The sequence below is a fragment of the Bradyrhizobium sp. ma5 genome (genome assembly GCF_042258955.1).
Taxonomy (GTDB): domain Bacteria; phylum Pseudomonadota; class Alphaproteobacteria; order Rhizobiales; family Xanthobacteraceae; genus Bradyrhizobium.
Window position 1 is genome coordinate 7,501,921 of the sequence record NZ_CP170156.1, and the last position, 22,787, is coordinate 7,524,707.

Here is a 22,787-nt window from a genome sequence, read left to right on the forward strand (position 1 = left end):
GTTTCTTGATGCGAACTGGCATTCACTTCGCGCGAAAGCGCGTCCGTGTGGCAAGAAAGCATCTCGGAACAAAGGATAACGAACAAATTTTCCGCACTGCGAGGCGCGCGCAGCCGCGCTTTGGCACCGAAATGCCGAACCGGTGTGCTGCCCAGAGAGATTCTGCACAAGCGATAGCCAAAAGACCTAGACCCTGTGGCGTTGCAGGCGTTGACCTTCGCAGTCATTCGGTGTGGCATCTGCCGCCAGCACGGCGGCCGGTTCCAAGGCCCGCCGCAATCACACGTGAGCCGGACCGAGGGGACAATGTTCGATAACAATCTGCGCGGGATGATCGACGACGTAAGGGACGGACGGATGGACCGCCGCGCCTTCGTCAAGCGAATGATTGCCGTCGGCCTCACCGCGCCACTGGCGAACCAGATTCTGGCGATCGGCGGCGTCGCGATGGCGCAGAGCCCCAACCCCTACAAGCCGACCAAGCGCGGCGGCGGCGGTCCGCTGAAGCTGTTGTGGTGGCAGGGCCCGACCCTGCTCAATCCGCATTTCGCCACCGGCACCAAGGACCAGGACGGCTCGCGCATCTTCTACGAGCCGCTGGCCAGCTGGGACGTCGACGGCCATCTCAACCCGATCCTCGCCGCCGAGATCCCCTCGCTCCAGAACGGCGGGCTCGCCGCCGACGCCAAATCGGTGGTCTGGAAACTCAAGCCCGGTGTCAAATGGCATGACGGGAAACCGTTCAGCGCCGACGACGTCGTCTTCACCTGGGAATATGCCAGCGACCCCGCGACGGCCGCGGTCTCGAGTGCGACTTACGCCGGCATGACCGTGGAGAAGGTCGACGACCTCACGATCCGCATCAAGTTCAAGGACCCGACGCCGTTCTGGGCCAACGCGTTCGTCGGCGCCTATGGCTGCATCATTCCGAAACACCTGTTCGCGGAATTCAAGGGCGGCAAGTCGCGCGAGGCGTCGACCAATCTGAAGCCGGTCGGCACCGGACCCTACAAGTTCATCGAATTCAAGCCGGGCGACCTGATCCGCGGCGAAATCAATGCCGACTACCACATGGCGAACCGGCCCTATTTCGACACGATCGAGATGAAGGGCGGCGGTGACGCGGTGTCGGCGGCGCGCGCGGTGATCCAGACCGGCGAATATGATTTCGCCTGGAATATCCAGGTCGAGGACGAGGTGCTGCTGCGGCTGGAGAAGGGCGGCAAGGGCAAGACGCTCTATGCCGTCGGCGGCGACATCGAGTTTATCGCCATCAACTTCACCGACCCCAACACCGAGGTCGACGGCGAACGCTCGTCGATGAAGACCAAGCATCCGATCCTGTCCGACCCGCGCGTGCGCCAGGCGCTGGCGCTGCTGGTCGACCGCGAGTCCATCAAGAAGGTGATCTACGGTCGCGCCGGCCGCGCCACCGCCAACTATCTCAACGGCCCTGAGGAGTTCGTCTCCAAGAACACCAAATGGGAGTTCTCGGTCGAGAAGGCGAGCGCGCTGCTTGAGCAGGCCGGCTGGAAGGCGGGCTCCGACGGCATCCGCGAGAAGGACGGCAAGAAGCTGAAGCTGCTGTACCAGACCTCGATCAACGGCCCGCGCCAGAAGACCCAGGCGATCGTCAAGCAGGCCTGCCAGAAGGCCGGCATCGACGTCGAGCTGAAATCGGTGGTGGCCTCGGTGTTCTTCTCCTCCGACGTCGCCAACCCCGACACCTACGCGCATTTCTATGCCGATATCGAGATGTTCCAGATCCCGATGACGCAGCCCGATCCCGCTCTGCACATGCGCCGCTATCATTCGCGCAACGTCTCCACCAAGGAGAACAAGTGGCAGGGGCCGAACTTCCCGCGCTGGGTCAACAAGGATTTCGACGCCGCCGTCGATGCCGCCGATACCGAGACCGATCCGATCAAGCGCGCGGATCTCTACATCAAGTGCAACGATCTGATGTGGCAGGACACGGTGATGATCCCCGTGATGCATCGGCTTGCGGTGGAAGCCTGCTCCAACACCCTGCGGCCCGCGCTGTCCGGCTGGGCCAACCAGACCGACAATCTGCAAGACTGGTATCGTGAAACCTGAGACACGGGAACAGGTTTGGAGTTGAGTGGGTGCATGTTCTCCCTCTGCCCGTTCTTACGGGGAGAGGGGCTCCAACCGAAAATACCGTGCGAGATGAGTTCTTGGAGAGTCCCCCTCACCCGGAATTCAAGCTGTGCTTGGATTCCGACCTCTCCCCGTACGCGGGGCGCGAGGTGAAGCTCGCCTTTCGACTGGAAGCAAGATCAACGTGCTCAAAGTGCGAGCGTTAGTCAGATGATCTCTCGATGAGTCAGTATATCCTGCGCCGTCTGATGATCGCGATCCCGAGCCTGCTCGGGATTTCGGTCGTGCTGTTCGTCGTGCTGGCGCTCGCGCCGGGCGATCCGTTCAGCGAGCTCGCGACCAATCCGAACGTGCCTCCCGAGGTGCAGGCCGCGCTGCGCACCAAGTTCGGTCTCGATGATCCGATCTATCTCCGCTACCTGCATTGGCTTGCGGCGATGGTGCAGGGCGACTGGGGCTTCTCCTTTGTCAGCCGGATCAACGTCGACACGCTGATCCTGCAGCGGCTGCCGACCACGCTCTACGTGATCGGCTCGGCGCAGCTCTTGGCGCTGCTGATCGCGATCCCGGTCGGTGTCTATGCCGCCACCCGGCCGTATTCGCTGTTCGACCAGCTCGCCAATACCTTTGCCTTCATCGGCTTCTCGCTGCCGACCTTCTTCACCGGCATCCTGTTCATCCTGGTGTTCTCGGTGAAGCTGGACTGGCTGCCCTTCGTCTACACCGATGTGCCGGGCAGCGGCATCCCCTGGCTATTGGAGATGATCCGGCAGGCCATCATGCCGGTGATGGTGCTCGGCCTGTTCCAGGCGGCGTCGATGACCCGCTTCGTGCGCTCGGCGATGCTCGACGTGATCCGGCTCGACTATGTCACCACTGCGCGCGCCAAGGGGCTCGGGCAGGCCAAGGTGATCGTCAAGCATGTGATGCGCAATGCGATGATTCCGGTGGTCACGTTGATCGCGCTCCAGATGCCCGCGGTGTTCGGCGGCGCCATCGTCACCGAGCAGATCTTCCGGATTCCCGGCATCGGCTCGCTCCTGATTTCCTCCATCCTCGCCAACGATACGCCGGTCGTGATGGCCGTGACCTTCGTGTTCGCGTGTCTCGTGGTGCTCTTCAACCTGATTGCAGATGTCCTCTATGGCTGGCTTGACCCTCGCATCTCCTTCCGCTGAGCGGCGCGGCTACTCGCCCTGGCGCGAAACCTGGCGGCGCTACCGCCGGCACCGGCCGGCCGTGGTCAGCGCCGTGCTGCTGCTGTTGCTGATCGCGGCCGTGGTGATCGGCCCGTTCATCTGGCGCGTCTCGATGAGCGACATCGACGTGGTGGCAGGCATGCAGGGCCCCTCGCTGGCGCATCCGTTCGGTACCGACGATCTCGGCCAGGACCTGCTCGCCCGCATGATCTATGGCGGCCGCATCTCGCTCGCGGTCGGCCTCGCCGCGATGCTGGTCTCGGTGTTCGTCGGCACGCTGATCGGCGCGCTCGCCGGCATGTCGCGCGGTCCGCTCGGCTACGCGCTGATGTGGCTGACCGACCTGTTCCTGTCGCTGCCGCAACTGCCGCTGCTCTTGATGCTGATCTATCTGTTCCGCGACGGGCTCAAGGCCGTGTTCGGTCCCGAAGGCGGCATCTTCATCCTGATCGTGCTTGTCATCGGCGGCCTGCGCTGGATGCCGGTCGCCCGCCTGGTGCGCGCCCAGTTCCTGTCGCTGCGCGAGAAGGAATTCGTCGAGGCGGCGCGCGCGCTCGGCGCGAGCCCGGTGCGGCAGGTGGTACGCCACATCCTGCCCAATGCGCTGGGACCCGTGATCATCGCCGGTACGATCGACGTCGCCGCCGCGATCATCGCGGAATCGACGCTGTCGTTCCTCGGCCTCGGCTTCCCGCCGGATACGCCGACCTGGGGCCGCATCCTCTATGACGCCAAGGACTTTCTCGACATCGGCCCGCACTGGGCGCTATTCCCGGGCGGCGCGATCTTCATCGCGGTCGTCGCCATCAACTTCATCGGCGACGGGCTGCGCGACGCGCTCGACGCCCGCAAGGTGATCTGATGGCGCTGCTCGACATCAAGGGCCTGAAGACCCATTTCACCACCGACGACGGCATCGTCCAGGCGGTCGACGGCGTCGACATCAGCATCAACCGCGGCGAGACGCTCTGCGTGGTCGGCGAGTCCGGCTGCGGCAAGACCGTCACCGCGATGTCGATCCTGAAGCTGATCGCGATGCCGCCGGGCAAGATCGTCGCAGGCGAGATCATGTTCGAGGGCCGCGATCTGGCGCCGCTGACCAGCCATCAGCTCGATGACATCAGGGCCAAGGAGATCGGCTTCATCTTCCAGGAGCCAATGACCTCGCTCAACCCGGTGCTGACGATCGGCGAGCAGATCGCCGAGAGCCTGCGCCGCCACGAGGCGGTGACCAGGAAGCAGGCGCTCGAGCGCACCATCGAGATGCTGACGCTGGTGCAGATCCCCAATGCCGCGGGCCGCGTGCATCATTATCCGCACCAGTTCTCCGGCGGCATGCGGCAGCGCGTGATGATCGCGATGGCGCTGGCCTGCCGGCCCAAGCTCGTGATCGCCGACGAGCCGACCACCGCGCTCGACGTCACCATCCAGGCGCAGATCCTCGACCTGCTGCAGGACATGAAGGAACGCCTCGGCATGGCGGTGATGCTGATCACCCACGCGATGGGCGTGGTCGCGGAGACCGCGCAGCGCGTCGTCGTGATGTATGCCGGCAAGGTGGTGGAAGAGGCGGCGGTCGACGAATTGTTCGGCAATCCGAGCCATCCCTACACCCAGGGCCTGATCCGCTCGATCCCGCGCATCGATCTCGACGCCGAGCACAAGACCCGGCTGGAAGCGATCGGCGGCTCGGTGCCGATCCTGATCAACCCGCCGCCCGGCTGCCGGTTTGCTTCCCGCTGCAAGCACGCCATGAGCATCTGCACCGAGCAGGAGCCGCGGCTGCGCCAGATCGCGCCCGGCCATCGCATGGCCTGCCACCTCGGAGACGCGTCATGAGCGAGCCGCTGCTGCGCGTCAGCAATCTGAAGAAGCACTTTCCGGTGCTCGGCGGTCTCCTGTCGCGCGAGGTCGGGCAGGTCTATGCGGTCGACGGCGTGTCGTTTGCGGTCAACCGTGGCGAGACGCTGGGGCTGGTCGGCGAATCCGGTTGCGGCAAGTCGACCACCGGCCGCTGCGTGCTGCGGCTGATCGAGCCGACCTCAGGCGAGGTCGTGTTCGACGGCCAGAACGTGATCGGGCTCGGCGGCGGCGATCTGCGCGCCATGCGGCGCAACATGCAGCTCGTCTTCCAGGACCCGTTCGCCTCGCTCAATCCGCGCATGACGGTCGGCGCGATCCTCGCCGAGCCCTTCATCATCCATAATCTCGTGACACCAGCCAGCGAGCGCGAGGACCGCGTCGCGCGCCTTCTGGTCAAGGTCGGGCTGAAGGCCGAGCACATGCGGCGCTATCCGCATGAATTCTCCGGCGGCCAGCGCCAGCGCATCGCGATCGCCCGCGCGCTGACCCTGGAGCCGAAGCTGATCGTGTGCGACGAGCCGGTCTCGGCGCTCGACGTCTCGATCCAGGCCCAGGTCATCAACCTGCTCGAGGATCTGCAGGCCGAGCTGAACCTCACCTATCTGTTCGTGGCCCACGATCTCTCTGTCGTCGAGCACATCTCTGACCGCGTCGCCGTGATGTATCTCGGCCGCATCGTCGAGCTTGCCAAGGCCAGCGATCTCTACCGCAACCCGCAGCATCCCTACACCAAGGCACTGCTCTCGGCGGTGCCGGTGGCCGATCCCAAGGCGAAAAAGCTGCGCATCCGTCTGAAGGGCGACGTGCCGAGCCCGATGAATCCACCCAAAGGCTGCCACTTCCACACCCGCTGCCCGATCGCCGAAGAGCGCTGCCGGCAGAGCGCGCCGGAGCTGCGTGAAGGCAGTAACGGGCATTCCGTGGCGTGCCATCTGGCGTAGGGCCGATTGCCCCGCGGCGCAACCTGTTCCCGGACCGTCACCCTGAGGAGCGCGAAGCGCGTCTCGAAGGGTCGACGGCCACCAGCCGGGCCGTACATCCTTCGAGACGCCGCTTCGCGGCTCCTCAGGATGACGGGGCTAGATGAACTTCGACTAGCGTTGCCGCTTCTTCGCGGGCTTCGTTTTGGCCTTTGCTTTGGCTTTCGGCTTGGGCCTTGCGGTAGGCACCTCCGCCGCATCCCTCACTTCCTCCATCTCACTCACCTCCGCCCGCAGCGTATCCAGTAGCCAGTCGCGGAAGGCACGCATGCCGGGCGTGACCTCACGCGACTTCAGCCAGGTCAGCCAATAGGACCCCGCCGGCACTTCGGCCGCGAACGGCCGCACCAGCCGACCTGAGGTCAACTCGTTGTTGAACATCGCAATCGGCACCAACCCGACGCCGACGCCGCGCGCAGCCGCCTCGGCCATCGCCACTGAACTGTCGAAGATCGGTCCCTGGATTTTCGGGCACGGCGCGCCTGCGACCGCAAACCACAGCGGCCATTCCTCGGCGCGGTAGGAGCGCAGCAAGAATTCCTGCGTGAGATCGGACGGCTTGCGCAACCGGCCCGCCACGTCAGCGCAGCACACCGGCGAGAGCGGCGCGGACAGCAGGTGGATCGCCTCGGTGCCGTGCCAGGAGCCGTCGCCAAAGCGCAGCGCAAGATCGAGCCCGTCGCCCGCAATGTCGACGCGGTTGTTGTTGGTGAGCAGGCGCAGATCGATATAGGGATGCGCGCGCTTGAACCGGTCGACCCGCTGCAGCAGCCATCCGGTCGCAAACGTCGTGACGCAGCCGACGGTGACGACCTCGCGCGCGCCCTTGGCCTCGATGCGGTCGATCGCGGCCCCGATCCGGTCGAGCGCGTCTGACAGCACCGGCAGCAGCGCCAGCCCTTCGTCGGTGAGCACCAGCCCGCGCGGCAGACGGCGGAACAGGCTCGCGCCGAGCGTATCCTCGAGCTGCTTGACCTGGTGGCTGATCGCGGTCTGCGTCACGCGCAGCTCCAGCCCCGCGCGGGTGAAGCTCAACAGCCGCGCGGAGGCCTCGAAGGCGCGCAATGCATTCAGCGGGAGGTGCCGGCGCATGGCGTCATGACCAAGTTTTCCTCATGCCTCGTTGTATAAATGATTGTTTGTGCTCCGTCACGCCGCCCGGCAGGTTCGCGCCGCCAACGGAGACGAGAGATGCTGACGAGACGGACATTCGGATTGCGCGCGCTGGGCCTTGCGGTTTCCTGCACTTTGCCGCGGCCAAGCGCTGCGGCAGGACAGAGCGCTGCAGCAGGACAGAGCGCGGCGGCGGGACCAGGCGAGCCGGCAAAGCGGCTGCAGGAAGAATTTGCACGCATTGAGCTCGCGACCAGCGGCCGGCTCGGCGTCGCCGCGCTCGACATGGAGACCGGATTGCGCGCGAGCCGGCGCGGTGACGAGCGGTTCCCGATGTGCAGCACCTTCAAGGCGCTGGCCTCGGCCGCGGTGCTGCACCGGGTCGACCGCGGCGAATCCAGCCTCGACCAGCGCGTGCAGGTTGAGGCCAAGGATATCTTGGCCTACGCGCCGGTGGCCAAGCAACACGTCGGATCGAGCATGACGCTGTCCGAACTCTGCGAGGCCGCCATCACCCTCAGCGACAATACCGCCGCCAACCTGCTGCTGCGCGAGATCGGCGGGCCTGCCGGCTTCACCAGCTTCTTCCGCACCATCGGCGACAATGTCAGCCGGCTTGATCGCTGGGAGGTGGCGCTGAATGAAGCCGTGCCGGGCGATCTGCGCGACACCACGAGCCCGGTTGCGATGCTGAAAAGCTTGCAGCGCGTGGCGATCGGCGATGTCCTGCAACCCGCCTCGCGCCAGAAACTCGTCGACTGGATGGTCGCCAACAGGACCGGCGACACGAGGCTGCGCGCCGGCGTGCCGCGGGATTGGCGGGTTGGCGACAAGACCGGCACCGGCGATCGCGGCACCTATAACGACATCGGCGTGTTCTGGCCGCCCGGCCGCAAGCCGATCGTGGTGACGGTCTACCTGACCGGGGCAAGTGCTCCGATGGAGAAGTGCAACGAGGTGATCGCCAATGTCGCGCGCGCCGTTGCCAATGCGAGCACCGGGCAGACCGGCTAGAGCTGGATAACGCCGCGCGGCATCCCGTCGCCGCGCGGCTCGACTTCGCTGCGCGGCTCCAAAATCGCTGCGCGGCTTGGCAGCATCCAAGGATCATGCGACGCTCAATCCAAATGGCTGACCTGTCAGCAGGCCATACGGAGGACACGTCTTGTATCGCCGCATCGCCCTCGCCGCGCTGTTTGTTGCGGGCCACGCTCACAGCAGCTCTGCTGCGGCCGACCCGGCACGCTGCCGCGAGCTGATCCGCAAATACGAAACCGACAAGGCCCAGCTCAGCGCAGTCGAGATCTCGCTGACGCTATTCTCGGCCGCCAATGCCGATTGCATAAACCTCGCCACTGCGCTGCTCGATGGCGGCGCCTCGGTCGATGCGCGGGACCGGCTCGGTGCAAGACCGCTCAGCCACGCCGCCCGCTCCGGCCATCTCGACATGGTCGACCTGCTGCTGGCCCGCGGCGCGCCGGTCGACGCGCGCAACCTCGCGGGATCGACCGCGCTTTATCTTGCCGCCGAGCGCGGCCATGTCGCGATCGTGCAGCGGCTGATCGACCGCGGCGCCGACGTCAATCTCAGCGGACGCAGCGGCGCCTCGGCGGTCGCGGCCGCCGCCTATGCCGGCCGGGACATGGTGGTGCGCATGCTGCTGGCGCACGGCGCCGACGGCCGCAAGGTTGATGACACCGGCAAGCCACCGGTCGTGTATGCGGCAGCCGGCGGCCAGCTCGGAATCGTCAAGCAGTTGCTCGCGCTCGATATCGACATCAACGCCCGCTACGCCAACGATCTGACGCTCCTGATGTGGGCGACCGGACCGGATGAGACCGTGCCGGAGGCGCAGGCGCTCGAGGTCGTCGCGTATCTGCTGGACGCAGGCGCCAGGGTCGACGATCGCGATGCGCGCGGACGCACGGCGCTGATGATCGCCGCCGAAGGCAACCACCCGGCGATCGCGAAGGCGCTGCTCGCCCACGGCGCCGATGCGGCGCTGGCCGACAAGGCCGGCAAGCACGCCGCCGATCTCACGATCCTGTCCGCGCTGCGCGAGGAGCTGACGCCGCGCTGAAGCTTGACGCGATCGACTCATTGGTTGCGGAAGGTCCGCAGGTCGGCTAAATTCTCCTTTGCGAAGAGTCTCCGTGCTCATTCGTCCTATCGCGCGACTGGCGAGCTAACGTGGAATAGACCACGGGGAAGCGCGAAGGGTTCCGACGCCGATCGCCTGGGCAACCAATCTGCTGGAAAAACAGCGTGTTGAGGAGCCCGATCATGCCGTCGTTTCGCAACGAACTGTCCATCAACGATCAAGAGATCGCCGCTGCCCTTGTGGGGGAAGAGCGCCGTCAACAGGACGGCGTCGAACTGATTCCGTCCGAGAATTACACCTACCCGGAGGTGCTTGAACTGCTCGGATCGGTCTTCACCAATAAATACTCCGAGGGATATCCGGGACGCAGATACTACGGCGGCCAGCAGTATACTGACGACGTCGAGAACCTCGCACGCCAGCGGGCCTGCTCGCTTTTTCGTGCCGAGCACGCCAACGTTCAGCCGCTTTCCGGATCACCGATGAATCAGGCCGTCTATCTCGGCCTGTTGCAGCCCGGCGACACGATTCTCGCTATGGACCTGTCCCACGGCGGTCATCTCACCCACGGCGCGCCGGTGTCCCACATGGGGCGTTTGTTCAACTTCGTTCGCTACAAGACGGCACCGTCAAACGGCGCGATAGATTTCGATGAGCTGCGCGAGATTGCGCGTAAAGCACGTCCGAAGATGGTGTTGTGCGGATACAGCTCCTATCCGCGCGACCTGGACTATGCGGCGTTCAAGAATATCGCCGACGAAGTTGGCGCGCTCACGATGGCCGACGTGAGCCACTATGGCGGATTGGTTGCCGCGAACGTCATGCGCAATCCGCTTGATGCCGGCTTCGACGTCATGACGACGACATCCCACAAGACACTGCGCGGCCCCCGCGGCGGGATCATCCTGTGCCGGAAGGAAAATGCCGGTCGGATCGATGCTTCCGTCTTTCCCGGGTTGCAGGGCGGACCTCACATGAACGTCGTGGCCGGGACTGCCGTGACGCTCAAGAAGGCGGCGACCTCGGATTTCCAGCTTTACGCGCGACAGGTTCTGCGCAACGCGAAGGTTCTTGCCGGCGCGATGATGGAACGCGGGATGAAGCTGGTCACGGACGGGACGGACAATCACATGATGGTCGTCGATACGATAGCGTCCGTCGGACTGGACGGGCGAGCAGCCGAGGACGTGCTCGATGCCATCGCCATCACCACAAACAAGCAAGTTATTCCAGACGATCCGCGTCCGCCGCTCAGGCCAAGCGGTATTCGAATTGGGACACCGGCAGCGACCACGCGTGGCATGGGAGATTCCGAAATGCGCCGCATCGGCGAGTTCATTGCGGGGGCTCTGCAGGCGAACGGAGACGATGCGATCCTCGCGCGTCTCAGGTCGGAGTGCATCGAGATGTGCCGAGCTTTTCCCGTTCCAGGCGTGGTGTCCGGGTCTCGACCGAACTGACCGGAACTTTGACGCTCAGATACGCGGAACGGGGTCGGGCGCTCGCGCCCGACCCGCCCGCCAAAAACGCATATGCGACAGCCCTGCGCTCGCGTGAGGGTCAACCTGCTCGCCGCTACAACCCCGCCAGGTAGTCCACAAGCGCGGCGAGGTCGTCCGGCGACGTCGCGATCATAAGGTCCGACATACCGGGATTGTTGCCGCGGGCGCGGGTGCGGAAATCGGCGATGGTCTTGGCAAGATAATCCCGTCCCATCCCGGCAAGCCGCGGCACCGTGCCGTCGCCCTGGAAGCGATCGAGGTGGCAGGCCGGGCAACCGACCGATGCGCTGGCGCTGAGCGCCTTCGCTGCGACGTCCTTGGGCGCGCTGGGCTGGCCAAGATTCGGCCATGGCTTCTGCGAAAAGTATTCCGCGATCGCCAGCATGTCGTCGCGCTCGAACTGGGTCGCGATCGGCCGCATGATCTCGCTCTTGCGATCGCCGCGCTTGAAATCGCGGAGCTGGATATAGAGATAGCCGGCCTGCTGGCCCCAGATCGTCGGAATGGTCTTGTCGACGGGCTTGCCGTCCTCGCCGTGGCAACCGGTGCAGACCTGCACCTTCTCCTCGATCGTCTCCGCGCGCGCCGCGGCCGTAATCAGCGCCAGTGCGGCGCCGCAGATCATCAATTTACCAAGCATCTGCTCATCCTAAGGCGCAGTATCCGTCCACCTGCGTCATTGCGAGGAGCGATAGCGACGAAGCAATCCATGCTTCCGCATAGGTGACACGATGGATTGCTTCGCTTCGCTCGCAATGACGCAGTTAGAACTTTCATCAAACAAAGCGAAGGCGGGACCGAACCGGTCCCGCCAATGCTTGCACGCGCGATGATGCATCCCGCTTCGGCTCAGTCGAGCGTGAAGGCGATGATGTTGTTGCCGCGCTTGTAGTCGAGCTGGGTGTTACCACCCGCGCCGACCACGACATATTGCTTGCCGCCGATCATGTAGCTCGACGGCGGCGCGTTGACGCCGGCGCCGGCGCGGAAGCTCCACAGCTCCTTGCCGCTCGACGAATTATAGGCCGCGAACTTGCCGTTGCCTTCGCCGGTGAACACCAGGCCGCCGGCGGTAGCGAGGATGCCGCCGATCATCGGCTCGGGTGTCTTGACCTGCCACTTGATCTTGCCGGTGTTGTAGTTCACCGCGGTGATGTTGCCCGACTGCTTTTCGCTCGGGATCACCTTGAAGGCGCCTCCCAGCCACAGCTTGCCGTTCGGATAGGCGGAGCTTTCGACGTGGTAGGTCATCGGCTGGTGCAGGTTGATGGCGTAGGCCAGCTCCTGTCCCGGATCGGTCGCGATCGGCGACCATTCGACGCCGCCATTGGCGCCGGGCAGCATGCGCGCACCTTCCTTGGTCGGCAGCACCCACATGTTCTCCTGCGGCACCATCGCCTCGGAGAAGCGGATCAGGCTGCAGTCCTTGCGATCGTGCACATAGATGTGCCCGGTCTTGCCGGCATGGATGACGCCGGGAATCGTCTTGCCGTCCTTGTCCTTGACGTTGACCAGCACCGTCGGGCTGACCGCGTCGAGATCCCAGACGTCATGGGCGATATACTGGAAGTGGCAGACATACTTGCCGGTGTCGAGATCGAGCGAGACCAGCGAGTTGGTGTAGAGGTTGTCGCCGGGCCGGTTCGAGCCGTCGAGGTCGGGCGAGGGATTGCCGACGACGAAGTAGATCCGGTTGGTTGCGAGATCGACCGACGGGTTCTGCCACACGCCGCCGCCGAGCTTGGCATAGGGATCGCCGATCTTAGCGAGCATGTCCTTCTCGGCCTGGATATTGCGATGCATGTCGCGGCCGGTGGCGTCCTTGGTTGCCCAGACGCCGACGGAGTTCTCCGGGATGGTGTTGAAATTCCAGAGCTGCTTGCCGGTCTTGGCGTCGTAGGCGCGCACGAAGCCGCGGATGCCGTACTCGCCGCCATTGGTGCCGATCAGCACCTTGTCCTTGACCACGGTCGGCGCCATCGTCTCGCTGTAGCCGAGCTCGGGATCGGCGATATTGGTGGTCCAGACCACCTCGCCGGTCTTGGCGTTCAGCGCCATCAGCTTGGAATCCAGCGTCGCGAGATAGACCCGGTCGCCGAGCACCTGGACGCCGCGATTGTTGGGACCGCAGCAATACACCGTGATCGGGCCCATCTTGTGGGCGTAGTGCCAGAGCTGCTGGCCGGTCTTGGCGTCGAGCGCATAGACATGGCTGAACGACGTCGTGACATACATCACGCCGTCGACCACGATCGGCGATGTCTCGAGCGATTCCTTGACGTCGGTCTGGAAAATCCAGGCGACGTGCAGGTTCTTCACATTGTCGCGGCTGATCTGCTTGCCCGGATAAAACCGCGTCTGGGCGTAATTTCCGTTGGTGAGCAGGAAGTCCTTGGCGTTCTTGTCAGCGGCGTTGAGCTGCTCCTGGGTCACCGGAGGCACATTGGCGTTCCCAAGGACCGACTGCTTCTCCTGCTTGACTTCTTGTGCGATGGCGGCACCGGACAACAGGCCAACGCCGACCGCTGCGGCAAATGCCGCAAGCCCTTTCACGTACATAGTCTCCCCCGTTATTTCTTGGTTGCAGTATCAGGGATGGTGTTTGCTACTTCCCCCTCGAGGCCTGGCCGCCGTAGCGAGCGCACACCGTGGGTGGCTTTGGTTGCGCTGCAATAGATGATCAAGAAAAGACAACGACAGGTATCGATGGACGAGTTCCATGTTAGCGCTGTCGTTCACAAAGACAACCGATGCGCTCAATGCGAAGCCGGAACTGCATGCGTTCGCGCGCCCGAAGTGCTGCGGCCGCGGGCTTGCATCAATGTAAGCAATATCGGTGGCTTCCGGCGACTTCGCGCATCGCCGGACACATTCGCCTTCGCAGGCGCAGCACGCAAAATGAGACTAAACGTCAAGCGGCCGCGAGGTGCGGCGCCGGCTGAGGCCATTGCTCTCCGCCGGCGCGATCGCCTGCTCTCGGGTTACTCCCAAGTTACTCGCAAGTTACTCCCAAGCCCAGGTCGAGAAATCATTCTCGAACTGCGGCACGTCCTTCCAGACGCCCTTCAGCTTCTTGTTGGCGATCGTGATCAGTTGCGGCTGGAACAGGAAGCCGGCGACCGCATCGGTTGCCAGCATCCGCTGCGCGTCGCCGAGCAGCTTGGCCCGGCCGGCCTCATCAGGCGTCGCCATGATCTGCTGATAGAGCGCATTGAACGCCTCGGATTTGTAGCCGAGATAATAATCCGGCTCGGTCATTTTCACGAGGTCGAACGGCTCGACATGCGCGACGATGGTGAGGTCGTAATTGTGCGGGCCGGTGAAGACCTGCGACAGCCACTGCGCCCATTCCACGTTCTCAATCTTGGCAACGATGCCGACTTTTGCGAGCTGGGCCGCGAGCACCTCGCCGCCCTGCCGCGCGTAGGACGGTGGCGGCAGCTTGAGGCTGAGCTCGAGCGGGGTCTTGACGCCGGCCTCGGCCAGCAGCTTCTTGGCGAGTTCCGGATCATAGGGGTTGATGCCGGTGGTATCGACATAGCCGAGCGATCCCGGCGTGTAGAAGCTGCCGATCGGCGTGCCGAAGCCGTCGACCGCGCCGTCGATCATCGCCTTGCGGTCGATCGCGGCCAGGATGGCGCGGCGAACGCGGACGTCGTCGAGCGGCTTCTTGCGCTCGTTGATACCGACGATGGTTTTCGTTCGCGAGCCGCCGATCAGCACGTTGAAGCGCGGGTCGGCCTTGAACTGCGCCAGGCTGCGCGCCGCGGCAACCCGCGGAAACGCGTCGACGTCGCCCGACAACAGCGCCGCGACCTGCGCGGCGGGATCGCCGATGAAGCGGATCGTCACCTTGGAAAGCTTGATCGCAGCGGCGTTACGATACTCCGGCCATTTCACTAGCGTGATCGACGAGCCCTTGGCCCAGCTGCCGAGCGTATAGGGCCCGGTGCCGACCGGCTGCGTCACATCGGTCGGCGCGCTCTTCGGCTCGACGATCGAGCCCGATGCCTGGCCGAGCAGGAACGGCAGGTTCGGCTCGGAATATTTCAACGCGACGACGATGGTCTCCGGGTCGGGCGCCGTCACCGACGCGAACGCCTGGTACAGGCTCCGGTCCTTGTTGGTCGAGGCCGGCGCCGCGGCGCGGTCGAACGTGAACTTCACCGCCGCGGAATCGAACGGCTCGCCATTGTGGAATTTGACGCCTTTGCGGAGCTTGAACGTATAGGTCTTGAGATCCGGCGAGGCTTGCCAGCTTTCGGCGAGCAGCGGCGATACCGAGCCGTCCTCGTTGATCTTGGTCAGCGTCTCATAGACGTTGTAGAGCGTGACTTCGGCGATCGCTGCGGCCGCCGCGTTGGTGGGATCGAGTCCCGGTGGCTCCAGCGTCATGCCCATCACGACGCTGTCCTTCTTGCCTTGCGCGAGGCTTGGCAGCGGCGCTGCGGCGAGTGCGGCAGCGGCCGCGATGACGCACAATTTCCTCAACATTGGTCTGCTCCCCGGACGTGCTCTTTCATCAGCCTGGGCTGGTCCCGCACAATAGACTAACCGGCCTCCGCGACCACCGGCGGCAGCGCCATCACGGCTTCGGCGTAATGGCAGGCCGCCAGATGGGCGTCTTCCACGCTGCGTAGCGCAGGCGCGGTCTCGCGACAATGCTGGTCGGCGAGAGGGCAGCGCGGCGCGTAGGGACAGCCGGTCACAGCGGACGCCTGCGAGCCGATCGCCTGCGCGCCGCGGCGGCGCCGGACGCCACCCGCCCGGGCGCGCGGAACCGCATCCAGCAGCGCGCGCGTGTAGGGGTGGGCGCTGTGGGCGAACAGATCGGCGGGCCGCCCCTGCTCGACGATCCGCCCGAGATACATCACCGCGATCTCGTCGCAGAGCAGATCGACCACCGCGAGGTCATGGCTGATCAGGATGTAGCTCAGACCGAACTCGTCCTGCAGATCCTGCATCAGATTGAGCACCTGCGCCTGCACCGACACGTCGAGCGCCGAGACCGGCTCGTCGGCGACGATCAGCTTCGGCTGGGTGATCAGCGCACGCGCGATCGCAACGCGCTGGCGCTGGCCGCCAGAGAATTCGTGCGGGAACTTGTCCATGTCGGCATCGCGCAACCCGACCTGCCGCAGCACCGTGGCGACACGCTCGCGCAGGCCAGCGCGATCCATGCACCCGAGCGCAGTCAGCGGCTCGGCCACGATCCGCGCGATGGTCTGCCGCGGATCGAGCGAGCCGTAAGGATCCTGGAACACCATCTGGAAATCGCGGCGCGCGCGGCGCAGCTCGTCGGGCGGCATGCGGTTGAGGTCGCGGCCCATCATGACGACCTGCCCCGATGTCGGCCGCTCCAGCGCCATCACCAGCCGCGCAAGGGTCGATTTGCCCGACCCGGATTCGCCGACGACGCCGAGGCTCTTGCCCGGCATGACTTGCGCCGTGACGCCATTGAGCGCGTGCACCTGCGCTGCGGGCTTGAACAGGCTTTCACGCGGCAGGGTGTAGCGCTGCGCAAGCTCTCTCACTTCGAGCAACGGCGTCGCGGATGATGGCTGTTCTAGCACCGTCATGCGCCGCCGCCTCCGGCGGCCATCGAGACGTCGGTCCTGATGCAGCGCACGCCATGCGCCGCGCCGACATCGACGACGGCCGGCAGCGCCGCGCGGCAACGCGCCTCGACGATCGCGCAACGGTCGGCGAAGGTGCAGCCGGCGGGCAGGTCAGCCAGATCCGGCACGATGCCGGCGATGGTGGTGAGCCGCGTCCCCTTGCGCGCGCCGAGCCGCGGCCGGGCACGGAACAGGCCCTGCGTGTAGGGATGGCCCATCCGCGTGAACACGGCGTCCGTGGTGCCGCTTTCGACGACATTGCCGCCATACATCACCATCATGCGCTCGACATTCTCGGCGATCACGCCGAGATCGTGCGAGATCAGGATCATCGACATGCCGCGTTCCGCGACGAGATCGGCAACCAGATCGAGGATCTGTCCCTGGATCGTGACGTCGAGCGCCGTGGTCGGCTCGTCGGCGATCAAGACGTCAGGCTGGCAGGCCAGTGCCATCGCGATCGTGATGCGCTGGCGCTGGCCGCCGGAGAACTGGTGCGGATAGGCATCGACCCGCTTTGCCGCATCCGGCAGGCCGACGCGATCGAGCAAGGCGATGGCTTCGCCGCGCGCCTCCGTTGCCGAGATGCCGGTGTGACGCCGCAGCGGCTCGGCGACCTGGTGCCCGATCGTGTGCATCGGATTGAGCGCCGTCATCGGCTCCTGGAAGATCATGCTGATGCGATTGCCGCGCAGCTTGCAATAGGCCGTATCGGGCAGGCCGACGAGCTCCGCACCATCGAGCCGGATGCTGCCGCTGATCACGGCGCTGTCCGGCAACAGCCCCATCAGGGCCAGCGCCGTGACCGACTTGCCGCAACCGGATTCGCCGACCAGCCCGAGCGTCTCGCCGCGGCGAAGCGCGAAGCTGACGCCGCGGACCGCCTGCGCCGGGCCGCGGCTGGTGTTGAGCCGGACGCCCAGGTCCTTCACCTCGATCAGCGGCGCGTCACTCATGCTCAACGCTCCCGCGCCAGACGGGGATCGAGCAGATCGCGCAATCCGTCGCCGAGCAAATTGAGCCCGAGCACCGCGATCGCGATCGCAACGCCAGGATAGACCGCGAGCATCGGCGACTGGAACAGCAGGGTCTGCGCGTCGTTGAGCATGCGGCCCCAGGACGGCTGCGGCGGCTGGGTGCCGAGCCCGAGATAGGACAGCGCGGCCTCGGCGAGGATCGCGAGCGCGAATTGGATCGTCGCCTGCACGATCAGGATCGACAGGATGTTCGGCAGCACGTGCTCGATCGTGATGCGGAATGCGCCCTTGCCCGCGGCGCGCGCGGCCAGCACGAATTCGCGGGCCCAGATCGCATTGGCCGAGCCGCGGGTGACGCGGACGAAGGTCGGGATCTGGAAGATGCCGATCGCGGTGATCGACGTCACCATGCCGGGGCCCGCGACCGCGGCCAGCATGATGGCCGACAGCACGGCCGGGAAAGCGAACGTGAAGTCGCTCATCCGCATGATGAGCTCCTCGGTCCAGCCCTTGCGGGCCGCCGCGATCAGGCCGAGGCCAACGCCGACAGTCAGGCCGATGCCGACGGCGATGACGCCGACCATGATGGTGGAGCGTGCGCCGACCAAAAGCAGCGAGACGATGTCGCGGCCGAGCACGTCGGTGCCGAGCCAATGCGCCGCCGACGGCGGATGCAGCTTCGATGCGACGTCGATGTCGTAGGCCGACCACGGCGTCCAGACCAGCGACAGCAGCGCCGCGACGAGCACAACGAGGCTGAGCACCGCGCCGAGGACGAAGCTGCGATGACGCAGCGCGCGGCGCCAGAAGCCGGTCGCAGGCCTTGCGCCGGGTGCGAGTGCCGGCGCGCCGGCGGATGCGGTCAGCGGCGCGCTCACAGGTTGGCCACCTTGATGCGCGGATCGATGAAGGCATAGAGCACATCGACCACGAAGTTGACTGTCACGACCATTGCAGCCAGCAGCATCACGCAGTTGCGCACCACGATCAGGTCGCGGTTGGCGATCGACTGGAAGATCAGCCGGCCGAGGCCCGGCAGATAGAACACATTCTCGATCACGATGGTGCCGGCGAGCAGATTGGCGAATTGCAGGCCCATGACCGTCATGACCGGGATCATGGCGTTGCGCAGCACATGGCGCCACAGCACCTCGCGCTTGCCGAGCCCTTTTGCACGCGCGGTACGCACAAAGTCCTCGCGCAGCACCTCCAGTACGGCGGAGCGGGTGACGCGGGCGAGGATCGCGGCCTGCACCACGGCGAGCGAGATCGCGGGTAGCAGCAGCGACTTGATCCCGGCCCAGACTCCGTCATCCCAGCCGGCAAATCCGCCGGCGGACAGCAATTGCAGCTTCACCGAGAACAGCAGGATAAGGAGGATCGCGAACCAGAAATTCGGCAGCGCGATGCCGATTTGAGTCAGCGACATCACGCCGACATCGCCGATCTTGTTGTGATTGGCCGCGGTGTAGATGCCGGCGGCGAGCGCCAGCACCACCGTGATCAGCATCGACATGATCGCGAGCGGGATCGTCAGCACCAGCCGCTCCGCGATCAGGCCGGCCACCGGCGTGCCGTAGACATAGCTGTTGCCGAGATCGCCGACCGCCATGCCCTTGATCCAGAGCAGATAGCGAACCGTGAGCGGCTGGTCGAGGCCGAGCTTGACGGTAAGCGCGCGCACCGCATCAGGCGAGGCGTCGGCGCCCATCAGCATCTGCGCCGCATTGCCCGGCAGCGCGTCGAGCACCAGGAAAATGATCAGCGAGGCCGCGAACAGCGTCGCCACCAGGGTCAGGATCCGCCGCAGGAAGAATACGCTCATGCCCGCCCGAAGGGTTGGGAACAGGCCGCAGGTTTCAACATGTTCGCGGACGAATGCAAGCCCTTCGCCGCGCCATTCATCATGTCAGCGCCGGCCAACGGCCGAGCAGATCGCTCGCCTCTTCGAACAGCGCCGCGGCGCGCAAGAGTTCCGCATCGGCCCGGAAGCGACCGACCAGATGCAGGCCGACCGGCAGGCCGTCGCTGCCGAAGCCGGAGGGGATGCTGACCGCGGGATGTCCAGTCATGTTGAACAGCATGGTCCAGGGAAACCAGTGCGGCCGCACGCTGTCGAAGCTCTGGCCGTCGATGTCGATGCTGCCGAACAGATCCTGGTCGATCGGCAGCGCCGTGCGGGTCACTGTCGGCATCGCCAATAGATCGCCGCGCGCGAACAGCGCCTGCACCCGGCGGAACAGCGCGGTGCGGTCGAACATCGCCTGCTGGTACTCGACGCCGCTCACCTTCGCGGCCAGCGCGAGCTGCTTCAGGAAGGTCGGGCTGAGGTCATCGGGATGATCGGCCGCCAGCTTCTCGAAGCGGGTGCGCCAGACGGTGTGATTGATGGCGCGCCAGATCGGCTCGATGTCGAAGCCGTCGCCGGAGAACTCCTCGAGTTCGGCGCCGAGGCCGGCCAGCCGGTCGAGGCTCGCCTTGAAGTTTGCGGAGACGTCTGATGTCACCGGGCGGCCAGGGGGCGACAGGCAGTACAGCACTCGCCTGCCCCTGAGATCACCACGCGGCGCCGTGCGATCGAGATAATCAGGCACCGGCACGCCGATCGACCACGGATCTGACGGATCCTCGCCGGCCATCGCCTGCATCATCAGCGCGGTGTCGGCGACCGTGCGCGTGGTCGGCGTGACATAGGTTTGGTTGCCGAAGGCGTCCTGCACCTGGCTGTGCGGGATCACGCCGTTGCTCTGCTTGATCCCGACCACGCCGTTGCAGGCGGCGGGAATCCGGGTCGAGCCGCCGCCGTCTGTCGCAACCGCCAGCGGCGCGATCCCGCTCGCGACCGCCACCGCCGCGCCGCCGCTGGAGCCGCCGCTCGTCCGCTCGGCACTCCAGGCATTGCGGGTGCGGCCGAACAGCGGCGAGTCGGTCAGGCACTTGCTGCCGAACTCTGGAGTCGTGGTCTTGCCGAGCAATATTCCGCCCTGCGCACGGAGCCGCGCCACCGCCACGGCATCATGGTTCGGCACATTGTTCCGGTAAGGCACCGCGCCGAAGGTCGTGCGCACGCCTTTGGTGCTGACGATGTCCTTCACGGTGAACGGGATGCCGTGCAGCAGGCCGAGCGGCTCGCCGGCCATGACCTGGCGCTCCGCGGCCTTCGCCTGCGCCATCGCCTCGTCGGCGCACAGCGTGATGAAGCAGTTCAGCTCGCCCTGCAGCCGCTCGGCGCGGGCGAGCACCGCGGCGGTGAGCTCGACGGGAGAGATTTCCCTGGCGGCGATGCGCGCGCGCAAGTCGGTCGCCGGCAGAAGACACGGATCTCCACTCATCCCCAAACACGCTCTCCAAAGGGCCGGACGGCACGTTCGACCAAATTGACAGCCAGAATGCCTCCCATGTTAACTCGGCGTCCAATACGAATTTGAAGACCAACCCATACGTTTTCGGTATGCCTATGGATTTGCGTCGGCTTCGTTACTTCGTTGCCGTGGCTGAAGAGCGCAGCGTCGGCAAGGCTGCCGAGCGGCTGCGGATGGCCCAGCCGCCGCTGTCGGTGCAAATCCGCAAGCTCGAGGCCGAGCTCGGCACGCCGCTGTTCCGGCGTGGCACGCGCGGCATGGATTTGACCGAGGCCGGCCTCGCTCTGCTGTCGCGGGCGAGCGAGGCGCTGGCGCTGGCCGAGGAAGGCATCGAGGCCGCGCGCGCGATCGCCTCTGGACAGCGCGGCAGGCTCGCGGTCGGCTACATGTTCGTGCTAGCGAGCGCGGTGCTGCCGCGGCTGGTGCCGGAGCTGCGCCGGTCGCTGCCGGGCGTCGACCTCGATTTCGTTGAGCTTTCCGCATCGACCCGCGAGACCTTGCTGCTCGACCGCGCCGTCAGCGTTGCCTTGTGCATGCCCGCGATCCATCACCCGGAAATCCAGGTCGCCCAGATCGGCACGCAGCCGCTGATGCTGGCGATGCCCGCGCGCTCGCCGCTCGCCCGCCTCCCTGCGGTACCGGTCAGCAGATTGCAGGGGCGTCCGCTCATTGCCCTGCCACGGCCGGAGGAGCCCACATCGTCGGCGGTATCGGCGATGCTGCGGCGGCATCAGGTCGTGATGCCGGTCGTCAGCCGGGTGGAGACCGTGCATTCGGCGCTCAGCCTCGTGCTCGCCGGCGAAGGGCTCGCGATCCTGCCGGCCTGCGCCAAGCTCGGCGCGCCGCCCGGCATCGCGTTCCGGCGCTTCGTCGACATCGCCGACACGATCGAGATTGCGGCCTGCTGGCGGCGCGATTCCTCCAGCCCATTGATCCGAAGTTTCCTCAAGGGCGCCGAGAAGGTCGTTGCACATTTGTGACGCGCGGTCTTTGCCGCTGCCGAGCAACTACCAGGTGTCCGCAGGCAACTCCCGGCTCCGCGGCGGATCGGCGCCCGCGCGCGTGCAGGTGAAGGCGGCGCATTTGCAGGCAAACGACAGCGCGCGTGTGAGCTCGGCCGCGCCGATCTCGCGCAGTTGCTGCCGCGCGATCCGATTCAGCCGGTGCAATGCGGCGAGCAGCGCGGCCTGAAAACTGTCGCCGGCGCCGATCGTATCCACGACATTCACGACCGGCGACGCGACCTCGATCGGTCCGGCCTGGCGATGCCAGGCAGAGGCGCCATCATTGCCACGCGTGATGACGACGAGCGATGCGCCGCCGGACAGCAGCGCTTCGGCCCTCGCCGCATAGGCCTCGTCGCCGAACAGATAGGCGAAGTCGACGTCGGACATCTTGACGATATCCGCCTTGCCGCAGAACGCCAGCATGCGCGCACGATAGGCGTTCTTGTCCCTGACGAGGTTCGGCCGGCAATTCGGATCGAGCGAGATTGTCACCTTCGCCCGCACATCGTCGATGAAGGCCAGCGTCTCGGCCGCGCCCTTGTCATGGACCAGCGTGGTCGAGCCGGTGTGCAGGCATGTGATGCCGTCAAGCGCAATCGCCTCGCGCCGATAGGCCCAGTTCCGCGATGCGGTGTCGGCGTCATAGAAGGCGTATTGCGTCTCGGTGCCGGTGACGCGCGCAAAGGCCAGCGTTGCCTGGCGATCGCTGCGTGTCGCGCGGCTGAGATCGACGCCTGACGCCGCCGCATGATCGGCGATCATGCGGCCGAAGGTGTCGGTCGAGATGCCGCCGACGAAGCCGGTGGGAACGTCGAGCCGGGCGCTGCCGATTGCGATGTTGAGACAGGAGCCGCCGACCGCGGGCGTCAGGGCCTCGCGCCCATCCGCCGTCCGCGACGGCAGGAAATCGATCAGCGCATCTCCGCAACTCAGCAGCATGCAAA

Annotated in this window: 19 protein-coding genes and 1 riboswitch; of the genes, 9 read left to right on the forward strand and 10 right to left on the reverse strand. The window is 65.6% G+C overall.

What is annotated here, in order from left to right; translation table 11 throughout:
* The first annotated feature begins 306 nt into the window (after positions 1-306).
* From ACE103_RS35335 to ACE103_RS35355, 5 genes are all read left to right on the forward strand, one after another.
* Positions 307-2,097: a peptide ABC transporter substrate-binding protein gene (locus ACE103_RS35335; RefSeq protein ID WP_375776784.1), complete on the forward strand. Its 1,791-nt coding sequence runs from the start codon at positions 307-309 to the stop codon at positions 2,095-2,097.
* Between the two features lie 245 nt (positions 2,098-2,342).
* The gene (locus tag ACE103_RS35340) at positions 2,343-3,299 is read left to right on the forward strand and encodes an ABC transporter permease (RefSeq protein ID WP_342726821.1); all 957 of its coding nucleotides are present in this window, start codon (positions 2,343-2,345) and stop codon (positions 3,297-3,299) included.
* Positions 3,265-4,182 (forward strand): ABC transporter permease, encoded by a 918-nt coding sequence (locus ACE103_RS35345; protein ID WP_173638359.1) that lies wholly within the window; start codon positions 3,265-3,267, stop codon positions 4,180-4,182. Before ACE103_RS35340 ends, ACE103_RS35345 begins: the two co-directional genes overlap by 35 nt.
* Entirely contained in the window at positions 4,179-5,159 is a 981-nt protein-coding gene (locus ACE103_RS35350) for an ABC transporter ATP-binding protein (RefSeq protein WP_223977601.1), read from the forward strand. Before ACE103_RS35345 ends, ACE103_RS35350 begins: the two co-directional genes overlap by 4 nt.
* Positions 5,156-6,124 carry an ABC transporter ATP-binding protein gene (locus ACE103_RS35355; RefSeq protein ID WP_375776785.1) on the forward strand — a complete coding sequence of 323 codons (969 nt, stop codon included), beginning with the start codon at positions 5,156-5,158 and terminating at the stop codon, positions 6,122-6,124. Before ACE103_RS35350 ends, ACE103_RS35355 begins: the two co-directional genes overlap by 4 nt.
* A 153-nt stretch (positions 6,125-6,277) precedes the next feature.
* Here the strand turns inward: ACE103_RS35355 and ACE103_RS35360 are convergent, their stop codons facing one another.
* Complete coding sequence (locus ACE103_RS35360) at positions 6,278-7,255, reverse strand: LysR substrate-binding domain-containing protein (protein WP_375776786.1); 978 nt, start codon at positions 7,253-7,255, stop codon at positions 6,278-6,280.
* A 99-nt stretch (positions 7,256-7,354) separates the two neighbouring features.
* Between ACE103_RS35360 and bla the strand changes: the two genes are divergently transcribed.
* From bla to glyA, 3 genes are all read left to right on the forward strand, one after another.
* Positions 7,355-8,290 carry a class A beta-lactamase gene (bla, locus tag ACE103_RS35365; protein WP_375776787.1) on the forward strand — a complete coding sequence of 312 codons (936 nt, stop codon included), beginning with the start codon at positions 7,355-7,357 and terminating at the stop codon, positions 8,288-8,290.
* Positions 8,291-8,441: 151 nt separating this feature from the next.
* On the forward strand, positions 8,442-9,356 hold the full coding sequence (locus ACE103_RS35370) for an ankyrin repeat domain-containing protein (protein WP_375776788.1): 915 nt from the start codon (positions 8,442-8,444) through the stop codon (positions 9,354-9,356).
* An 83-nt stretch (positions 9,357-9,439) separates the two neighbouring features.
* Positions 9,440-9,525, forward strand: a riboswitch (ZMP/ZTP riboswitch).
* A gap of 34 nt (positions 9,526-9,559) precedes the next feature.
* A complete protein-coding gene (gene glyA / locus ACE103_RS35375; RefSeq protein ID WP_375776789.1) occupies positions 9,560-10,837 on the forward strand; it encodes a serine hydroxymethyltransferase in 1,278 nt (425 codons plus the stop codon).
* A gap of 115 nt (positions 10,838-10,952) precedes the next feature.
* Here glyA and ACE103_RS35380 read toward each other — a convergent pair whose 3' ends face one another.
* The 8 genes from ACE103_RS35380 to ACE103_RS35415 form a co-directional block, all read right to left on the reverse strand.
* Positions 10,953-11,519, reverse strand: coding sequence for a c-type cytochrome (locus ACE103_RS35380; RefSeq protein ID WP_375776790.1), 567 nt, complete (start codon positions 11,517-11,519; stop codon positions 10,953-10,955).
* A 209-nt stretch (positions 11,520-11,728) separates the two neighbouring features.
* Positions 11,729-13,438 (reverse strand): pyrroloquinoline quinone-dependent dehydrogenase, encoded by a 1,710-nt coding sequence (locus ACE103_RS35385; protein ID WP_375776791.1) that lies wholly within the window; start codon positions 13,436-13,438, stop codon positions 11,729-11,731.
* Positions 13,439-13,882: 444 nt separating this feature from the next.
* A complete protein-coding gene (locus ACE103_RS35390) occupies positions 13,883-15,373 on the reverse strand; it encodes an ABC transporter substrate-binding protein (RefSeq protein ID WP_375776792.1) in 1,491 nt (496 codons plus the stop codon).
* A gap of 56 nt (positions 15,374-15,429) precedes the next feature.
* The gene (locus ACE103_RS35395; protein ID WP_375776793.1) at positions 15,430-16,458 is read right to left on the reverse strand and encodes an ABC transporter ATP-binding protein; all 1,029 of its coding nucleotides are present in this window, start codon (positions 16,456-16,458) and stop codon (positions 15,430-15,432) included.
* Complete coding sequence (locus tag ACE103_RS35400) at positions 16,455-17,453, reverse strand: ABC transporter ATP-binding protein (protein WP_375776794.1); 999 nt, start codon at positions 17,451-17,453, stop codon at positions 16,455-16,457. The genes ACE103_RS35395 and ACE103_RS35400 overlap by 4 nt, the downstream gene beginning before the upstream one ends.
* A 2-nt stretch (positions 17,454-17,455) precedes the next feature.
* A complete protein-coding gene (locus tag ACE103_RS35405) occupies positions 17,456-18,352 on the reverse strand; it encodes an ABC transporter permease (RefSeq protein WP_375776795.1) in 897 nt (298 codons plus the stop codon).
* On the reverse strand, positions 18,349-19,299 hold the full coding sequence (locus tag ACE103_RS35410) for an ABC transporter permease (RefSeq protein WP_375776796.1): 951 nt from the start codon (positions 19,297-19,299) through the stop codon (positions 18,349-18,351). The genes ACE103_RS35405 and ACE103_RS35410 overlap by 4 nt, the downstream gene beginning before the upstream one ends.
* 79 nt (positions 19,300-19,378) lie before the next feature.
* Positions 19,379-20,806: an amidase gene (locus tag ACE103_RS35415; protein ID WP_375776797.1), complete on the reverse strand. Its 1,428-nt coding sequence runs from the start codon at positions 20,804-20,806 to the stop codon at positions 19,379-19,381.
* A 125-nt stretch (positions 20,807-20,931) separates the two neighbouring features.
* Between ACE103_RS35415 and ACE103_RS35420 the strand changes: the two genes are divergently transcribed.
* A complete protein-coding gene (locus tag ACE103_RS35420; protein ID WP_375776798.1) occupies positions 20,932-21,816 on the forward strand; it encodes a LysR family transcriptional regulator in 885 nt (294 codons plus the stop codon).
* A gap of 27 nt (positions 21,817-21,843) precedes the next feature.
* On the opposite strand, the gene ACE103_RS35425 is transcribed toward ACE103_RS35420, so the two are convergent.
* Entirely contained in the window at positions 21,844-22,782 is a 939-nt protein-coding gene (locus ACE103_RS35425) for a carbohydrate kinase (RefSeq protein ID WP_375776799.1), read from the reverse strand.
* Positions 22,783-22,787 lie beyond the last annotated feature (5 nt).